12 protein-coding genes and 1 pseudogene are annotated in these 17,951 nt (G+C 31.5%); 5 read left to right on the forward strand and 8 right to left on the reverse strand.

Annotation, left to right across the window (positions count from 1 at the left end; all coding sequences use genetic code 11):
- Window positions 1-279: 279 nt before the first annotated feature.
- A complete protein-coding gene (locus H6F32_RS04190; protein WP_190368080.1) occupies window positions 280-630 on the reverse strand; it encodes a Rieske (2Fe-2S) protein in 351 nt (116 codons plus the stop codon).
- A gap of 114 nt (window positions 631-744) precedes the next feature.
- Window positions 745-1,833, reverse strand: a complete 1,089-nt coding sequence (locus tag H6F32_RS04195; protein ID WP_190368081.1) for a hypothetical protein — start codon at window positions 1,831-1,833, stop codon at window positions 745-747.
- Between the two features lie 325 nt (window positions 1,834-2,158).
- Between H6F32_RS04195 and H6F32_RS04200 the strand changes: the two genes are divergently transcribed.
- The 4 genes and pseudogenes from H6F32_RS04200 to H6F32_RS04215 all read left to right on the forward strand — a co-directional run bounded on the left by H6F32_RS04200 (window position 2,159) and on the right by H6F32_RS04215 (window position 8,428).
- The gene (locus tag H6F32_RS04200) at window positions 2,159-2,740 is read left to right on the forward strand and encodes a GNAT family N-acetyltransferase (RefSeq protein ID WP_190368082.1); all 582 of its coding nucleotides are present in this window, start codon (window positions 2,159-2,161) and stop codon (window positions 2,738-2,740) included.
- On the forward strand, window positions 2,733-4,232 hold the full coding sequence (locus tag H6F32_RS04205) for a dolichyl-phosphate-mannose--protein mannosyltransferase (protein WP_190368083.1): 1,500 nt from the start codon (window positions 2,733-2,735) through the stop codon (window positions 4,230-4,232). The genes H6F32_RS04200 and H6F32_RS04205 overlap by 8 nt, the downstream gene beginning before the upstream one ends.
- Window positions 4,233-4,777: 545 nt before the next feature.
- Window positions 4,778-7,061 (forward strand): annotated as a pseudogene (locus tag H6F32_RS04210) (ATP-binding protein).
- 149 nt (window positions 7,062-7,210) lie between these two features.
- Window positions 7,211-8,428: a hybrid sensor histidine kinase/response regulator gene (locus tag H6F32_RS04215; RefSeq protein ID WP_190368084.1), complete on the forward strand. Its 1,218-nt coding sequence runs from the start codon at window positions 7,211-7,213 to the stop codon at window positions 8,426-8,428.
- A 129-nt stretch (window positions 8,429-8,557) separates the two neighbouring features.
- On the opposite strand, the gene trpD is transcribed toward H6F32_RS04215, so the two are convergent.
- A complete protein-coding gene (gene trpD / locus H6F32_RS04220) occupies window positions 8,558-9,592 on the reverse strand; it encodes an anthranilate phosphoribosyltransferase (RefSeq protein ID WP_190368085.1) in 1,035 nt (344 codons plus the stop codon).
- 298 nt (window positions 9,593-9,890) lie between these two features.
- Between trpD and H6F32_RS04225 the strand changes: the two genes are divergently transcribed.
- Window positions 9,891-10,616, forward strand: coding sequence for a cytochrome b/b6 domain-containing protein (locus H6F32_RS04225; protein WP_190368086.1), 726 nt, complete (start codon window positions 9,891-9,893; stop codon window positions 10,614-10,616).
- 641 nt (window positions 10,617-11,257) lie between these two features.
- Here H6F32_RS04225 and H6F32_RS04230 read toward each other — a convergent pair.
- From H6F32_RS04230 to H6F32_RS04245, 5 genes are all read right to left on the reverse strand, one after another.
- Window positions 11,258-12,004 carry a DUF5131 family protein gene (locus H6F32_RS04230; protein WP_190368087.1) on the reverse strand — a complete coding sequence of 249 codons (747 nt, stop codon included), beginning with the start codon at window positions 12,002-12,004 and terminating at the stop codon, window positions 11,258-11,260.
- 39 nt (window positions 12,005-12,043) lie between these two features.
- Window positions 12,044-12,871 carry a hypothetical protein gene (locus H6F32_RS04235; RefSeq protein ID WP_199294467.1) on the reverse strand — a complete coding sequence of 276 codons (828 nt, stop codon included), beginning with the start codon at window positions 12,869-12,871 and terminating at the stop codon, window positions 12,044-12,046.
- Window positions 12,872-12,937: 66 nt separating this feature from the next.
- Entirely contained in the window at window positions 12,938-13,315 is a 378-nt protein-coding gene (gene tcmP / locus H6F32_RS20235; protein ID WP_199294468.1) for a three-Cys-motif partner protein TcmP, read from the reverse strand.
- A gap of 150 nt (window positions 13,316-13,465) precedes the next feature.
- Window positions 13,466-14,608, reverse strand: coding sequence for a hypothetical protein (locus H6F32_RS04240; protein ID WP_190368088.1), 1,143 nt, complete (start codon window positions 14,606-14,608; stop codon window positions 13,466-13,468).
- A gap of 335 nt (window positions 14,609-14,943) precedes the next feature.
- Window positions 14,944-17,934 carry a virulence factor SrfB gene (locus tag H6F32_RS04245; protein ID WP_190368089.1) on the reverse strand — a complete coding sequence of 997 codons (2,991 nt, stop codon included), beginning with the start codon at window positions 17,932-17,934 and terminating at the stop codon, window positions 14,944-14,946.
- Window positions 17,935-17,951 lie beyond the last annotated feature (17 nt).

Below are 17,951 nucleotides of genomic sequence, written 5' to 3' on the forward strand. Positions count from 1 at the left end.
GGTGCTGCTGTGAAAATAAACCACAGCAATAGTGCTAATAGAATTATACCGAATTTGATGAGTAGATATCTATAAGGATGAGGAATGATAAAGTCTTGAGTAGTCATATTCCACCTACTAATTTAGATATGGGAAGTTGATATTCTCATTATCACTTAAAAATGATAGTTCATGATCTCGAGTGCGGTTTTAGTAACATTTTTTATTATTAGTTATTATTACTTTATATGATCCAGATCCCCGACTTCTAGCAGAAGTCAGGGATATTACCGTGATTTATTATGCAATGTCAATTAAGATACTGCCGTCTTCTTCTTTGATAGGGAAGACTGGAAGCGGTTTTTCTGCCGAGATTTTACCTAATAATGAACCAAATACGGGTGGAAAAGGACACCAGGTTTTTACTTCTCCATTGTTGAGATTGAAAGCACTGCGATGGAAGGAACAAACTATAGCTCCATCTTGGATTTTACCACTTTTCAGGGGTACTTTGAGGTGGGGACAGTTGTTTTCCACAGCATAAAGTTGATTTTCGTGGTTAAGTAGTAAAATGTTGCGATCGCCCACTTTAACGACTTCTCTTGCTCCAGGGGTTAGTTTATCGGCTGTCAAAACTTTTGTCCAGGCCATATTATGCTCCTTTTGTTATAGGTATTTTCAGAGATTTTCCTAATTATGTCAGATTCTAGCCTGAAAATTCGAGTCAGATTTCCGACTTCTCTAAGAAGTCAGGGATCTTTAGTATTAGGATAGGATAACTATATCTGTAAACTCAATGGTGGCAATAAATTCTAAAATATTTTGTTGCATCATCGCTGTTATTTCTGACATTGAACCATGAGTTTTTCCATCTACCACTGTATTTTGCATACTAATTATATACAGGTATTCGTCTTTTATAAAACTTATAAATCCTCTATAAGCATTTATGTTAATAGCTTTACCATTGTTTTTCTGTTGATAACTTGTAGAACCTGTGGGCATTTTTAGGAATATATAATAATAGTTTAATGATGAAAATGATCTATTTTCTACATATTCTGTGTATTGAATTTCAGCTTGTGGTATATTAGCAGTGATCATTTCATGAATATAGATATCTCTGACAATTTCCTCAAAGAATTTTTTACTTCCTTGCTCTTCTATATGATCTAATTGTTCTAAAGAAAGTGGATAATAATCTATTCTAAATAATTTACCAAGATCATTATAAAATTCCACTAAGTTATCTTCACTGTGTACTCTTCCTCCTTGGTCTACATTCACAGGTATAGTCACACGAAAATTACCCCAAGGAGATTGATATATTTCTTGACCTAATTTATCTATAATAATTGGTTGATAGGGTGTTTCTTGGTTTTCCTGGGTATCTGTTTCTGCCACAATATTAATAATTTCTCCAATGATTTGTTCTGCTTCTTCTGTTTCTAATTCTAAGGCTTTTTGTAGAGCTTCAATATAAGGATGTTTGTTTTTAGGAATAATTAATTGTTCTGGTTCCAACAACATAATTATCCCAGCAGCAAAACCATCTAATATTATTTCATCATCTAAACTGGCATTAGCCGCGTTAAATAATGATCCTAATCCTTGTTTTTTAGCTATTTCTATTAATCTATCTATTGTTTCTAAAATTTCTTCATCTGAATATGCAGCAAATAAATCAAATTCCCATAAAATTCCCGCCAAACTTTCTGGATCTATATTTTCTATACCACTATCCACAATAGCACTAATTACTGCTATAGCTGCTACTGCTTCTTCTTGATTTAATGATTCTTGAATTTCGGCTGCTGATTTGAAAATATAATCATAATAATCATGGTTTTTCATATTTTTACCTTGTGGATAATTACCAAAATTGTCTTATATTTTATTGTACCTAATATTGTACCTAATAATTTGGATATTTAGATCACCAAATTTTCTTAAAATTTTTCTGAATATTTTCAATAATTTTCATGATTTTCATCACTTGAGAATTTACTTTTTCCATGCTATATCTCATTTTAATTATTTTAATTGTATTTAGTAGATTTTAATAAAATATAATTATTTATAGATAGGTGTAAATAGATTGTGTTGGGGATATCCAGATCAGTAAATTATTTGTGGTGATGGTCAATAAGTTATAAAATGAGAAAAATAGTAGAGTAAAATGACGAATTTACTAGAAACTAAAAGATTAATTATTCGTAATTGGATACCTGATGAAGATGCAGAACAGGTATTCACAATGTATAATGATCCCGATGTTACCTATTTTTTAGGAAGTGCTGCTTGTCCTCCTAGTATTGAGTCACAACGTCAAAGATTAATAGATAGTTTAGAGCGATCGCAATTCCGTCAAAACGGTTCCGGTTCTTGGGCAATTGTGGAAAAAACTAGTAATATGATAGTGGGAAAAATTCTCCTTTCAGAATTACCTGATACTAATTGGATGTTAACAAAAGATTTTGAAATAGGATGGCATTTAAGACGTTCTGCATGGGGAAAAGGTTATGCTACTGAAGCAGCTGATGGTATGTTAGAATATGGATTTAATACTTTGCAGTTACCAGTGATTTATGCAGTTGTTAAACCAGAAAATTACCGTTCAATTCGTGTTACCCAAAGGTTAAAAATGACAGCATTGGGAACAACCAAAAAATATTATGGTATGGAAGTGTTATTATTTCAAAAGTTGCCTGATACAAATATTAATCATATTAATCAAAACCGCACATTAACTAATGAATAAAATTCTGTTTCGCTTAGGATTATTAGGGATATTTCTACTGTCTTTTAGTTTACGTTTTTGGGGACTAGATAGATTTAATACTCTGGTTTTTGATGAGGTATACTTTGCGGTTTTTGGTAATAACTATCTCATTGATAAACCATTTTTTAATGCTCATCCTCCTTTAAGTCAATATCTTATTGGTATGGGAATTTGGATTAGTAGTCATCTTCCTATTAAACATGATGCAGTTAATAGTTTAACAGGTTCTTTATTATCTCCCTGGGATTATCGTTGGATGAATGCTTTTACAGGTTCATTTATTCCTTTATTCGTCAGTTTATTAACTTATCAATTAAGTTACCGTCGCAGTTTTTCTTTGTTAGCAGGATTTTTTACCGCTTGTGATGGATTATTTTTAGTAGAATCTCGTTATGCACTCAGTAATATTTATATTGTCATTTTTGGATTATTAGGACATTGGTTATTATTATTAGCTTTGGAGAAACCAAAACAAAAACGTTGGTTTTGGTTGATTTTATCAGGTATCTTTTTTGGTGCTTGTGTTGGTACTAAATGGAATGGTTTATGGTTTTTGATTGGTGTTTATTCTCTGTGGATAGTAGTATGGATAATTAAGTTTTTACAATCAGAAAGATTCCAACCCTATCATATACCAATATTGCCATTTTTACGGTTGTTAAATAGTTCTCATACTCTGGAAAAATATTCTAATTCTCAGTTAAAAATACCATTGGTAAATTTAGCAGAAATTAATATTTTTGAGATGATTTGCTATTTAGGAGTTATTCCTGGTATAGTATATAGTTTAATCTGGATTCCTCATTTACAACTGGATAAAAGATATGATTTTATTGAGGTTCATAAACAAATTTTAGGGTTTCATTTAAGATTAGGTGGTGATAATATTCATCCTTATTGTGCAGCATGGTATAAATGGCCATTATTAACTCGTCCTATGGCTTATTATTATGAAACTAGTCAAAGTATTTATGATCCTCTTCCTGTGTTTGGTCCGGCTTTACCTGGTGGATATGCAAAAATAGTGTATGATGTTCATGCTATGGGTAATCCTTTTTTATGGTGGTTCGCTTTAGCTGCTATCATATTTTTACTAGGATTTGTGATGGTTAAACTTGCTATTCCAATGGTAGAAAAAAACCGTTTATTTGTTCCTAGCAATTTAAGTGTAGATGTTTGGATAGGGTTATATTTGGTGATTAATTATGTGACTAATTTATTACCTTGGGTAAAAGTTACAAGATGCGTTTTTATCTATCATTATATGACTGCAATTATCTTTACATTTATAGCGATCGCTTGGATTGTTGATCGGACAATTAACAGTTATTATCCCATAGTTCGTGCTTTTGGTGTTACCATTACCTTTGTAATTATTGCTGCTTTTATTTTTTGGATACCCATCTATTTAGGTTTACCTCTCTCGATGGATGCTTATCAAGCAAGAATGTGGTTTAGATCCTGGATATAACTATACATAAGCTAATGTGCAGCACTCACTGTATAATTAAAAAACCTGAAGTTACAGTAGCACAAGCATCTTGCTTGTATTAATTATTCAAGTTAAAGGCACAACAGCTTATCAGATTCCCAACTTTTTCAAGAAGTTAGGAGTCTGAATCTTCATATATATACATAAAATCTGAGTATTCAATCTCAGGAAAATTTTACATTTCTTATGGGTATATTCTTTAAGAGATTGTTAAAATGTAGAAAAATAAAATAACGGAATTTATCAAACTAGATATTTGCTAAAAATCGGGATTAAATAAGATTTTTCGGGAAAAATATCACTGGAAATTAAAGGGTTGCTGAACTCAGGTATGAAATTGAGAAATTCAAAATTTGAAACTTTGCGTCTAATGTAAGTGCTTCGCTTCGCTGATGCGCGAAATAAATATCATACCCCAATTCAGCAACGCCGAAATTACTAATAGCTAACTATAGAGAGGAATGGATATGGATAGTGACTTAAAGTTTCATAATATGAAGATTACTAGCAATATTACTAGTAATATGACCAGCAATATTATCAGCTTGAAAGAAGCAGCTATACATCTTTCTAGTAAAATCCAGAGTTATGGCATTTTATTAGTCTTACAGGAACCAAATTTACAAATATTACAAGCGAGTGAAAATACCTGGGATGTGTTTGGCATTACGGCCGAGGATATTATTAAATGTGATTTAGAAGCAATATTTGATCCTTATCAAATGGAAAAAATTAAGTTCTGGTTATCAGAAGGTAACTTAGATTTAATTAATCCGACTAAAGTATGGGTAAAACAAAATGGTGATGATTATGTAGTATTTGATGCGGTATTTCATCGCAACAAAGAGGGATTTTTAATCTTAGAATTAGAACCAGCTTTATCTCAAGATAATATCCCTTTTTTGACTTTTTATAATTTAGCTTCAGCAGCGATTCATCGCTTACAAAATAGTAGAAAAAACGCAAATTTGAGTCAGGTTATTGTGGAGGAAGTTAGAAAGATCACTGGATTTGATAGAGTGATGTTATATAAATTCGATGAAAATAATCACGGTTGTGTAATTGCAGAAGAGAAAAGAGAAGACTTAGAATCCTATTTGGGTTTAAAATATCCTGAATCTGATATTCCTTTACCTGCAAGAAAACTATTTTTAGAAAACTCAATTCGGGTAATACCAGATAGAAATAATCAAGCAATAAACATTTTTCCAAAACTTAACCCAGTAAGTGGTAAGGCGATTAATTTAACAAATTCTATCCTGAGAAGTCCAGCACCATGTCATATAGAATATTTACAAAATATGGGAGTAGGTGCATCTCTAACAATATCATTAATTAAAGATAAAAAACTATGGGGATTAATTGCTTGTCATCATGAAAAAGCAAAATATGTTTCCTATGAAATGAGAAAAGCCTGTGAATTTCTAGGAAGAATTATCTTTGCTGAAATTTCAGCCAAGGAAGAAATTGAAGATTATGATTATCAAGTGAAATTGAAAAATATTCAAACAACATTGGTGGAATATATTGCCACAGAGACTAATTTTATTGATAGTTTAACTCAACATCAATCAAATTTGTTAGACTTAACTAATGCCCAAGGGGCAGCTATATACTTTAATGGTCAGTTTACCTTAATTGGTCAGACACCACCAGAAGAAGAAGTAATTTTTTTAGTGGAATGGTTGCAAAATAATCTACAAGATGAGACATTTTCTACCAATTGTTTACCAGATATTTATCCCGATGCAATAGGATTTAAAAATGTAGCTAGTGGTTTATTAGCGATCGCTATTTCTCAAAGAAATTATGTATTATGGTTTAGACCAGAAGTAGTGCAAACAGTAAACTGGGGAGGAAACCCTCAAGAAGCATTTTCTTTAGAAAGATCAGAAAGAAATTTTCGGCTATGTCCAAGAAAATCATTTACATTGTGGAAACAAACAGTACAATTAACATCATTACCTTGGCAAAATGCAGAAATTAAATCAGCATTAGAATTGAAAAAAGTATTAGTGAATATTGTACTTAAACAAGCCGATGAATTGGCAGAATTGGCGGAGAAACTTACTCGATCTAATGTAGAATTGAAAAAGTTTGCTTATGTGGCTTCCCATGATTTACAAGAACCATTAAATCAAGTAGCTAATTATTTACAATTGTTAGAAATGGATTATCAATCACAATTGGATGAAGATGCTAAAGAATTTATTGGTTATGCTGTGGAAGGTGTAAATTTAATGCAAACTTTAATAGATGATATTTTAGCCTATTCTAAAGTGGATAAATTAGCGATCGCTTTTCAATTGACAGACGTAGAAATAGCCCTAGAAAAAGCCGTAAACAACCTCCAACCACGCATTAAGGAAACTAAGGCAATTATTACCCATGATCCTTTACCTAAAGTCATGGCTGATAGCATACAATTAATGCAATTGTTTCAAAATTTAATTGGGAATGGGATTAAATTCCATAGTGAAAAACCTCCAGAAATTCATATTAGCGTCGAAAGATTAGCAGATGAATGGTTATTTTCTGTGCAAGATAATGGGATAGGAATAGATTCAAAATTCAGCGATCGTATATTTGTTATTTTCCAACGTTTACATACTAGAAACGAATATCCAGGAACAGGAATGGGATTAGCAATTTGTAAAAAAATCGTTGAATCTCATCATGGTAAAGTCTGGGTAGAATCCCAATTAAATCAAGGATCAACCTTTTATTTTACGATTCCCATTCATTGTTCATCGAGAATATGATAGAAAAAACCACAGAAACACACAAAACCATATTATTGATGAATAGAGGACAATAAAGCCAACATTCGACTATTGACTATTTTTCATTAACCAATCTCCCAAACTCAATCAACTATTTCCAATAATTAAAATAAAATCAATAATTAAAATAATTACAGAGATAGAAAAATTTTGTTTGAATATCATTACCTTACCATGAGTATCAACAAAACCATCATACCCAATATAGTAAACTTCTCTGATATTCATCATCAGAATATCAGGGAAAAAACCTATTTATTAAAAATTCTCCTTATTGAAGATAACTTAGCAGAAGCTAGGTTATTACAAGAGTATCTTCGACATACAAAATCACCAGAATTTAGTTTATTTCATGTCCAAAGACTACAGGAAGCAATCAGACAACTAACATTAGAAAAATATGATATCATCTTATTAGATTTAACCCTTCCTGATAGTCAAGAATTATCATCTATAACCCCAATTATAGAGAAAAACTCTAGCATTCCTATTATTATCTTAACCAACATCAATGATGAAGAAATTGCACTAGCAGCAATTAAAAAAGGAGCGCAAGATTATTTGATTAAAAAACAAATTACCCCTGATTTTTTAGTGCATTCTATACGTTATGCTATAGAACGTAAACAACTTTTAGAACAATTACGCATATTCAATCAAACACTAGAAACAAAAGTTGAAGAAAGAACAGAAGAATTATTAAAAGCACAACAAATTAATCATTTCAAATCACAATTTCTATCCATGCTTTCCCATGATATTAGAAATCCATTAAATAGCATACTTGTAGGTATTGGGTTAATTCAAAATAGCGATATAAATATCACCGAAAATAATAAAAATCATTTAAGATTAATTCGTTCTGCAATTAAAAACCTCACACAACTATTAGAAGAAGCCTCATTTATTAGTCGATATGAAATAGGTAAATTACAATTTAAACCGCAAATAATTAACATAGAAAATCTTTGTTGTGAATTAGTAGCACAAACCAAAATATTAGCCTTAGAAAAAAATGTTAATCTAGTATTTACCACTTTAGGAACTCCCAAAAAACTATTATTAGATGAAAAGTTAATCAGACATATTTTGAATAATTTGCTAAGTAATGCAGTTAAATATTCATTAGCTAGTAGTCAAATAGTTTTTGAATTACAATATCAAGAAAAGAACATTATCTTTAAAATTCAAGATACAGGAATTGGTATTAGTTTAGAAAATCAAAATCAACTATTTCAGCCATTTTATCGAGGTGAAAATGTGGGTAGTATTCCTGGTAATGGTTTAGGTTTAGCCATTGTTAAGTACTGTGTTAATATTCATCAAGGAGAAATTACAGTTAATAGCAATATTGGAACTGGTTCAACTTTTACTGTGATATTACCGATATAATTCCATCAGATCCCTAACTTCTTAGAGAAGTCCGGGATCTTATTGCTAAAATTGCTATATCTATGGAATATAGCTTAAAAATAGCTTAAAAATTAGTAAATTTTTATGATTTTTGGCTATGGAAAAACGCTAATTTCTCAACCATTTTACTAACTGTTCTAATTTTGTCCAAGCATTACCACTAGCTAAAATTTCCTTAGCTAAATTTACCCCCTGTTCATGATTTAACCAAGGTACTACTCCAGCTACTTGCAACGCTAAAGATGCATTAATTGCAACTACATCTAGCTGTGCTTGAGTACCTTGACCTTGTAATACTTTTTTAAGTATTTCTGCGTTTTCTTGGGAATTTCCACCCTTTAAAGCAGTAATTGGTGCTGCTTTAACTCCTACCTCTTGAGGATTAACAGTAGTTAACTTAACCTTACCATCAGATAATACAGCTAAATCAGTAATATCACTTAAACCAACTTCATCTAATTTTTCCCTACCATGCAAAACAATAGCTTTCTCTGTTCCCAAGTTATTTAAAGCCTGTGCCATAATTTCTATCAGCTTAGGATCAAACACGCCTATAACCTGACCAGAAGGTTTCATCGGATTTACTAAAGGTCCAAGTAAATTAAAAACAGTCCTGACCTTTAAATTTCTTCTTAAAGGTGCCACAGCTTTAAGCGCAGGATGCCAACCTGGAGCGAATAAAAACGTAATTCCTACCTCCTTAACTGCTGCTTGTACTTTTTCAGGAGTAGCAGCTAAATTAACTCCTAACGCTTCTAAAACATCTGCACTTCCAGTTAAACTTGATGCTGAACGACTACCATGTTTGGCAACGGATATACCAGCCGCAGCAACCACAAAAGCCACCGCAGTGGATATATTAAAGGTTGATGCACCATCTCCACCAGTACCACAGGTATCCACTAAAGGATATATAGTATGAGATTGTACTTCTTGAGATAAAGATTTTAATACTTCAGCCATTCCCGTTAACTCTTCAGCAGAAATACCTTTGAAGTTTAAGGCCATTAATATAGCACCAGATAATTCTGGAGGAACGGTTTCATTTATCCAGCCGTGCATTAATTCTGCTGCTTGAGTGCGAGATAATGATTGATGTTCTAATAATTGTTTAAGGAGGTTAGACCAAGTGGTAGAATCCATTGTGATTATTTGTGATTATTATTGATGACACTGGTTTTTATATTACCAGAAAATGCCTATGTTCAATTTCTATTTTTCATATTAGAACTTGATAATTTTAATTGAGGTTATTTGAGATCATCACATATCATAATTACTAATAAATAATTCATCTCCTTTTGTGCCTTGTTTCTGTTTATAGTTATTCATGCCATTTACTACAACAAATGATCAAATAATGTGATAATTTATATGATAATATAAATTATAATTTAGAAAAATTCACGTAAAAATAGCAAAAAACTCGCAACTTAAGATTATGAACCGTTCACAACCTTATCAACCCTTGATTTTAAGAATCTTTCATGGTATTAGTGCCATTTTAGTAATTGGTGCAATTATCAGTGGATTTTTAGTATATAACACTTTTGATGGTAGATTTGGCAAATTACCAATTCCTAAAATTAATCCTATTCAGGACATTCATGGAACTATTGCCGTATTTTTCTTAATTTTTCTACCATTTTTCGCTATTTATAGTTTTCATGCTGGTAAACACCGCCTAGTACAAGATAACTTTTTAGAAAATTTGACGCGATTTAATACTCCTATTTGGTGGGTAAATTTACAACGTTTAGTTAATACTAAAATGTTAATTTTTGCGGTGTTAGCAGTGATTTCTGGGCGGATGATGCAGGAGGAATGGCTACCTTTAGGAGAATTTAATCATATTTGGTATTCCCTACATTTGATAGCTTGGTTAATTATGATTTTAGGGTTAGCTACTCACTTGTTAATGTCAGCTAAAGTCGGTGGTGCACCATTATTATTATCCATGTTATCATGGCAATTTCGTCAGGTAGATAGTCCTGTAAATTGGTATAATCGTTTCATGTCTTGGTTGATAAATTTTACTAATAATATTAGCACCGAATTTAATCAGTTTATGGCAGGTAATTTATTACTGAAAATTTTTGAGGTGATAGTATTGGGGGGAATTTTAATAGCGTTTATTTTACCTTTATTTTTTGCTAGTGGTGAATAAGCTGTTGTGCTTTTAATTTGGATAATAGATGCAAGCAAGATGCTTCCACTACAGTAATTTAGATTCATAGATACCCGACTTCTTTAAAAAGTCGGGTATCTTAGTATCAAGATTTGTAAAAAATCCGAGACTTTTCATAGATTTAGGTAGAAGAAGAACTGAAAAATTTAAAAAAAAATTTAAAAAAAAATTTAAAATCACAAAATGACTATTGGCAGGTTTTTGGTAATAAGATTCCTCTACACCACGCTGATATAATTAACAGATATCTTCTTTTTATCCCATCTGAAACTCGTGTATATGTTGGTAAGCTAATGTGCAGCACTCACTGTATAATTAAAAAACCTGAAGTTACAGTAGCACAAGCATCTTGCTTGTATTAATTATTCAAGTTAAAGGCACAACAGCTTAAAATAAGTAATTATGATACTATGATCTATGGCATAGCTAAGGAATGTCAAAGCAGATTTGAGGTAAATGAGGTACACTATCTACAGGCAAGATGCCTGTGTTACAAGGGTTTGATCATTAACATCTGTATTTGATAATAACGAAAACTGCTATATTTACAAGATTGACATTAAAAATTTGTGACGAAGAAAATTGTAGAGATATTATTTTGAATATCTCTACAAGAATTGTCAAACAAGTAATGGGGATAAATTCTTTTTATAATCTAGTAATTTAGGAAATTCATCCCAAGTTTTTCCATCCAATTCTCTACCAAATTTTTTCTTTTGTACTCCTCCCCACTGTTTAAAGAAAAACGGAACATTAGCTTGGATACATTGATCTCTAATATCTCTGACCCATTCAATTTTTAAAGGACGAGCACCTATACCTGATTCTCCACCAACTATAATCCAATGAAGATTATCCAAAGAAAGTTTTAAAGAACTTAACAATGGTTCACAGGATAAAAATCTAATTTTTGCAGGAATTTCTTTTAAAATCTCACTGCGATGTGTCCATACTTGAGATTCTACACTAACTCCAGCCCAAACATTAGGTGGCCATTCTTTTAAAATTTTAGATATTTCTAACATCCTTTTTGGACGTTTAGTTAATAGTTGAAATTGATGCCAATGTGCTTCTTTCATGACATTAAATACGTTGATAATAAATTCTTCAGGAATTTCATCAAGGAATAAATCACTCATAGAATTAACGAAAATTACACGCGGTTTTTTCCATGAAAGAGGCATTTTTATTCTGTCAGGCCAAATTTTTACATCAAAACCTTGTTCATAAGGATGACCAGGAATACCACGCCATCTTTCTGCAAAACGCTCTGCATAACAGTTCTGGCAACCAGGACTAATTTTATGACAACCAGTGGTAGGATTCCATGTGCTTTGAGTCCATTCAATTGTTGAAGATACTGACATATAATTTTACTCAAGAAATGTATATTTATTGTATTAGTATTATTTTACTACTCTGATGTCACTTTTCAAGGTTAGTTGATATTTTTTACCTAAGTTCCTAGCTTCTATGATATTTTCTGCGTACAAATCTAAGAATATTTCTCGATATTTAGCTCTGTTTAAGTAACCAAGGTTGCTAATTTCTAAAATAATCAAAGTTATAGCATCTTTTAACATTATCCAGTCTTGATTTCTGGTGCATAAAATGTCAATTATTTGAGGTTTTATTGTGGAAATACGCTCATTATTTTGACGATCAAACTCATGTTCCATAAACTGATGATATTTACCAGTGATGTCATCTTTATAAAAGAGTAATTCATTTTCCTGATACACAAAGTCATTTAATAATACACCAAAAGCATCTTCAGGATAATTACTACCAACTACAATATGATACTGTGGACGAGGATCATTATACTCTTCTTTAATTTCAAAACTAGCTACTCCTCGAAAACGACTTTCTTTATTAAGTCTATCTTTAAAATATTCCAATGCCCATCTTTCAAATTTCTGTTCTTCGTTTTGATATTCTAGCCATTTTTGTTTCCAATCTAAATCAGAATTATGACCCAATAGTTTAGTTAAATTTTCTATAAATGTTTCCGCAGTTTTTTGCTCTTTATCACTTTTATAACTTGTTTTATAGAAACCAGCATAACGAGCTACTGATGAATTATGAAATAGTAAGAATAATTCACCTTTATGTTTACTAACATAATCAGATATATAACATATTTCATCAAAAGTTACTCCTTTAACTCCAAAAGTGTCAAGAAAAAATAATGTAGGATAATTTTCTAATTCATTTATTAATTGAGGTAACACTTTATCAAAGTTTCCAGGTTTATAAATTTTGTAAAATACTTCTTGAGCAATTAAACTACAATGATTTTAGAGTTCTTGATTGCGTTTCTTATCTTTTTCTGCAAAAAAGCACCTCAAATTAGCACGCTGTTCATCTAGAAATATTTTCGCTAGTTTGAGAGATATTAAAGGTGAACCATCAGTATCTGAAAAAATATTTTTATCTTTATACTTTAGCCAAAACTTAGACTCACCTACAAAATTCTCAATACCAATTCCTTCATCATATTTACCTTTTCCTGCAAAACCATCAACATAGTTAAGATATGTATTGCTACCACCCAATTTATAGCAGAAACTTTGTATATATCTCAGCATGATCCTATGTTTGGTTGCTGTCCATGTTCTTTTACGATTAAAATACTCTGGTTCTTCACCAAACATAGATAGTTGTGTTCCTAACATTGTTAAACCTCAAAAAATCAATGAAATATTTAACGAATATATTATAGTTTAGCAAATCTAACTATACTTTGTCAAAAATGTTACTATTTGTTAAATATTTAATTTTTGTGATTTAATTTTTGTCAAATTCTCAAAACAACTATCACAAAATTACCTTAAAGTTCTAAATATCACTCTTCCTGGAAATTCCTCTTGATTAATTTTGGCATATACTCGTAAACAAGTTAACACTTCTCCAGGATTCCCACCAGAATCTAATTGTAAATCATCTTTGGAAAATTCACACACATCTGCATACAATCCTGATAATTGTTTCAGTTTAACATCATGGCCAGCTTTAACAGCTTGATCTGCTATTCTTTTGAGAATACGACGTGATTCTTTTTGTAATTTTCCCCACCAAGAATAACGTTCTGCAGGCGGAATAAATACTAAAGAATTTATCGCTTCATCTATATCTATCCAGGCGTTTAAATTTAATAAAATATCGCCACTTTCGGCTGATTTTTGAGTACGATAAAAGCGATCGCTGAATGTATCTATATACTGTTGTTTTTGTTCTAAGTTAGAATTTAACGAGATAATATCAAAAGTAAATACACTTTTTAAAGCGTGATTTAAGTCTGGTTCTATTTCCATAAATTTAATATATAATAATAGAAATCCTGCTATTAATTCCAACTCATCTGCTAAATATTTCTCTGAACTACTTTGTGAATAGTTCTTAGTAATTCCTGAATTTAATAATGCTTTATGTGATAAACATAATCCTTTAACTTTAATTGTACCATTTAATCCAGGATAAATAATTTCATCTCTAACAAATGGTAATTCTTTTAAGTTATGATCATCAGCATTCGCACCTACTTCTGCCGCATATTTCACGGCCTTTTCTTGCCAATATGTGGCTATATCTTCAGGAAATCTCAATAATTTTCTGTGAATTTCATTCCAAATATCAGGATCATTGTCACTTTCTATTTGAGAAGTTCCCAAATACACCTTTAATTTAGGATCATCATTAAATTCTTTTTTTAAATTAATTAATAAATTAGTAGATTTTAATTCTTCTTGTGTAGGAAATGATTCTAATATTTCTGATATTGGTTCTATTTTGATTTCTAATATTTGCTGAATTTCTGCTATCAACTCTTGACAAATTTCAGTTCCAGGATCAAGTGGATATGCTTCATTAGCTTTATTTAAAGTAGTTAATAAACCATGTAAATTAAAGCGTAATATTTCAGCTAACTGTGATTTTTCTACTTTAAGAAGTTGATGTAAGTGTTGCATATTTTTGCAGTTGGAAAAATATATATAAGCTCTTGTACTTTTAATTTGGATAATTAATGCAAGCAAGATGCTTGCGCTACTGTAATTTCAGGTTTTTTGGTTATAGAGTGCTACACATCAGCTTAGTATTACAGCAGTTCCCGTTATTATGAGGTACAGATGTTAATGATAAAACCCCTGTAACACAGGCATTTTGCTGTGTTCATAGTGTACCTCATGTAGATGGGATGTGCTGTAAGTAAGGTGCATCAGAAATTTAAAACTAGAATTTTTTGTTAAAATTGTCTAATCTGACGCACCCTACAGGCTGACTGCTGATAACTGACAGCTAATAATTAATGAATACCACAAAATGGATCACGTTCTTTATCCACTTCATTGGGTTGTAATGCCAATTCTGTGCGATAAACACATCCTTCTTGCTTTAAAGATTCTACATGATTAGAAGTCCAATAAGGAACTTCACCAGCGTGCATTCTTAACACCCCTTTATGATCAAGAGTAACATGATATTGACAAGGATAATCAGTAGCAATATCTGGTTTAGTTAGTGAACCAATTCTGATCCATTTTTTGCTATTTGTTTGACTATCAGTTTGATAAATATAGAATGTATGCTGCCCATTTTGGGGGAAAGGAGGTAAGGGTTTACTAATTAAACCAGTACCCGGTTGTTTAACACCATCTTGTAAATAATGGAAGGTTTTCAAGGCTTTTTCATTATCAGCATCAACCGCAAATACTAAATGATATGCTTGAGGATGATCTACCGTTGCTGACTCTAAAACATTAATGGCAATATCACCATCATGTAAGTTATGATCTTGTTTTTCTACAGCAATATTCCAATTTAATTTACCATCACTAAATATAGCTTTATCGCTAGATTTTGCCAGGCATAAATTCAAGTCAATACCACTGACATCTATTAAATAATGGGGATTTCCATTACATAATAAAACGCTAAATTGTAAAGTTTGATCTATTTCAAATTGGATTTTAATTTTTCTGAGAAATTCTCCTTCTTCCATGCCTAATTTATCCATGAGGATTTTACCATCAAAACTACCCCATAATCTAAAAGTTCCTGGTTCATAATCTTGACGATGGATAATATTAGTTAATTGTATGCCTTGCCAATAGGTGCGTACTTTTGCCACTGTATCCCAGGGAGAAATTTGATAAAGTTCCTGTCCAGCGCTAAATATTAATAATGTATCATTACTTTGAGTTTTGCGTTTAAAGTTGCAAGGAAGATAATAGAACAGGTTTTTAACATCAATTTCTAGTTGGTTTGCACCTTTAGTTAATAAAGTTTTTGACTCTTCAGGATCAAATCTAAAACGACGCAATTTTTCCGCATAGCAAGCACCAGCAGAAGTGGCTAATTTAGTAAATTCTAACACAAACGTAATGCGTTCTGGATTCCAAACAAAATAAGGTGATTCACTAAATTCTTCATAAATTTGTTGTTGCACTAAATTGAGATTACAAGTTTTACCAGAAAGTATTAACCAATCAACTTTTTGATTTTTTTCAGATTTCAACCTACTTTCCATTAAACCTTTAGCAATACCAATTGCCTCTTTAATTGGTGAAATTGCTGCTTTTTCAAATTGTTGACTATCAATAGAAACAGAAATTGATTCCCCGCTTCTAACTTGGAATTTTACCGCACTTTGTAATAGTAATTCTCCAATTTGTTGTTCATTTAATGTGAAAGTTAATAAACTATTATTGCTAGTATTGCTAAAATGTTTCTGTCCTAATTTTAGTTTCGCAGCTTCCGCATGATCCCACAAAGTGTAAAAAGTTTGTAATCTTTGGGGCGCTTGTTGCCAGCGAGTTGGTAATACTTTTTCTGCCGTATCTAAGGCATCTTTAAAAGCTACATCACCTTCAGGATTTTCTTTATCTATACATTTTAATAAACTACCACTTTTGAATTTACTGTCTTCTAAAAAGCGTTCATTTAATTCCGAACTAATTAAGTCTTCTAATTTATCACATTCGATGTCACCATTGGTAACAGCAGTCAATAAATAATCAGCGATCGCAATTTTTAATAACCGGAAAATTCTTAATGTAATTAATTCACCTCCTAATTGTAAATGTCCTGAAGATCCTAATAATTTTGGTGTGAGTTTATAGTATCTTCCTCCTAAACCGCGATCTTCATTTTCCCCAAAAATAGGAGTTTTATCTTCTAAAGTTAGTTCAATTAATGCTAAATCAGTTGTCCCACCACCAATATCTAAAACTAAGACATTTTGTGACCATTTACTACCGATTTGATGACAGCGAGTTTTAAAAGATTCAATACCAATATTCAAATTACCACCAAATTCCCGCCAGAGGAAAAAGATAGCTACAGATACAGCTTCATCATAGGCAGTTTGTACATCATCTATGCCTAATTCCTCCACTAATTGTTTAACTTCCTTACGAACTAAAGGAGGGGCAACAGTAGGATAGGTAACAACTGCGGTTAAAAATTCCCCTTCAGAAAATCTGCGTCTTGCCCGTTGACGATAATCTTGAGTTAAGTCTATTAATTGTCCCCAAGCTGCTTGAATTAAACGGTTGACTTTAATATTTTCTTCTTCATTATCAATGATCACTGAAAAATCTCGATCTTGACCAAAATAACGTTTTGGTGAATGATGAAATCTACTCATAATTTCTTGAATAGATATACTTGTTCCTTGGGCGATCGCTTTTTTTCTATTATCCCTAGCTACCACTCCCATCCGCAATTTTAAAGGTATTAATTGACTAATTTCCATCTCACTAGGAATTTCTGTGTTGCGTCTATCAATATCTAAAACCACAGGAATTAAATTTTGTGATTCTAAAGTAGGAACTCTGAAAACTTCATGATAGATTTGATAAAGTTTCTTACTTACGGATCTTCTAAATCTCTCACTAGTTCCTAAACATAATTCTATTTGGCGAATTGCTTCTAAAAAAACCTCTTTATTATCACTTTCAAAAACCTCACTTAATTGATTTAATTCAATTTCTAAATTCTTGCTAATATCAGCCAGAAATTTCTCCCATTCTGCCGCAGTCACATCTGGTAATGCCACATCAGCAGCAGAATTTAACCACTCGGCCATGCGTTCTCTTAATCTTAATTCCTGTTCTTTTGGCAATACTTCGGCAATGGGTACTTCTATGGGGTCAAAAAGTGTCACGGTAGAATTAGAAGTACCAAAATCAACAGCTAACCAACCGGGAAATCTATTCTTATCTTTTTCGTGAAGTTTTTCACTAATTTGTTGACTTAAATTATTGAGATATTGATCGTATTGAGAACTATTCATGATGTTTGTTTGCTAAT

The organism is Anabaena sp. FACHB-1237, from assembly GCF_014696225.1.
GTDB lineage: Bacteria > Cyanobacteriota > Cyanobacteriia > Cyanobacteriales > Nostocaceae > FACHB-1237.

Bases quoted from the DNA above. Each gene is read 5' to 3' on its own strand.
- H6F32_RS04190 (WP_190368080.1), bottom strand. From the start codon at position 630: ATGGCCTGGACAAAAGTTTTGACAGCCGATAAACTAACCCCTGGAGCA.
- H6F32_RS04195 (WP_190368081.1), bottom strand. From the start codon at position 1,833: ATGAAAAACCATGATTATTATGATTATATTTTCAAATCAGCAGCCGAA.
- H6F32_RS04200 (WP_190368082.1), top strand. From the start codon at position 2,159: ATGACGAATTTACTAGAAACTAAAAGATTAATTATTCGTAATTGGATA.
- H6F32_RS04205 (WP_190368083.1), top strand. From the start codon at position 2,733: ATGAATAAAATTCTGTTTCGCTTAGGATTATTAGGGATATTTCTACTG.
- H6F32_RS04215 (WP_190368084.1), top strand. From the start codon at position 7,211: ATGAGTATCAACAAAACCATCATACCCAATATAGTAAACTTCTCTGAT.
- trpD (WP_190368085.1), bottom strand. From the start codon at position 9,592: ATGGATTCTACCACTTGGTCTAACCTCCTTAAACAATTATTAGAACAT.
- H6F32_RS04225 (WP_190368086.1), top strand. From the start codon at position 9,891: ATGAACCGTTCACAACCTTATCAACCCTTGATTTTAAGAATCTTTCAT.
- H6F32_RS04230 (WP_190368087.1), bottom strand. From the start codon at position 12,004: ATGTCAGTATCTTCAACAATTGAATGGACTCAAAGCACATGGAATCCT.
- tcmP (WP_199294468.1), bottom strand. From the start codon at position 13,315: ATGTTAGGAACACAACTATCTATGTTTGGTGAAGAACCAGAGTATTTT.
- H6F32_RS04240 (WP_190368088.1), bottom strand. From the start codon at position 14,608: ATGCAACACTTACATCAACTTCTTAAAGTAGAAAAATCACAGTTAGCT.
- H6F32_RS04245 (WP_190368089.1), bottom strand. From the start codon at position 17,934: ATGAATAGTTCTCAATACGATCAATATCTCAATAATTTAAGTCAACAA.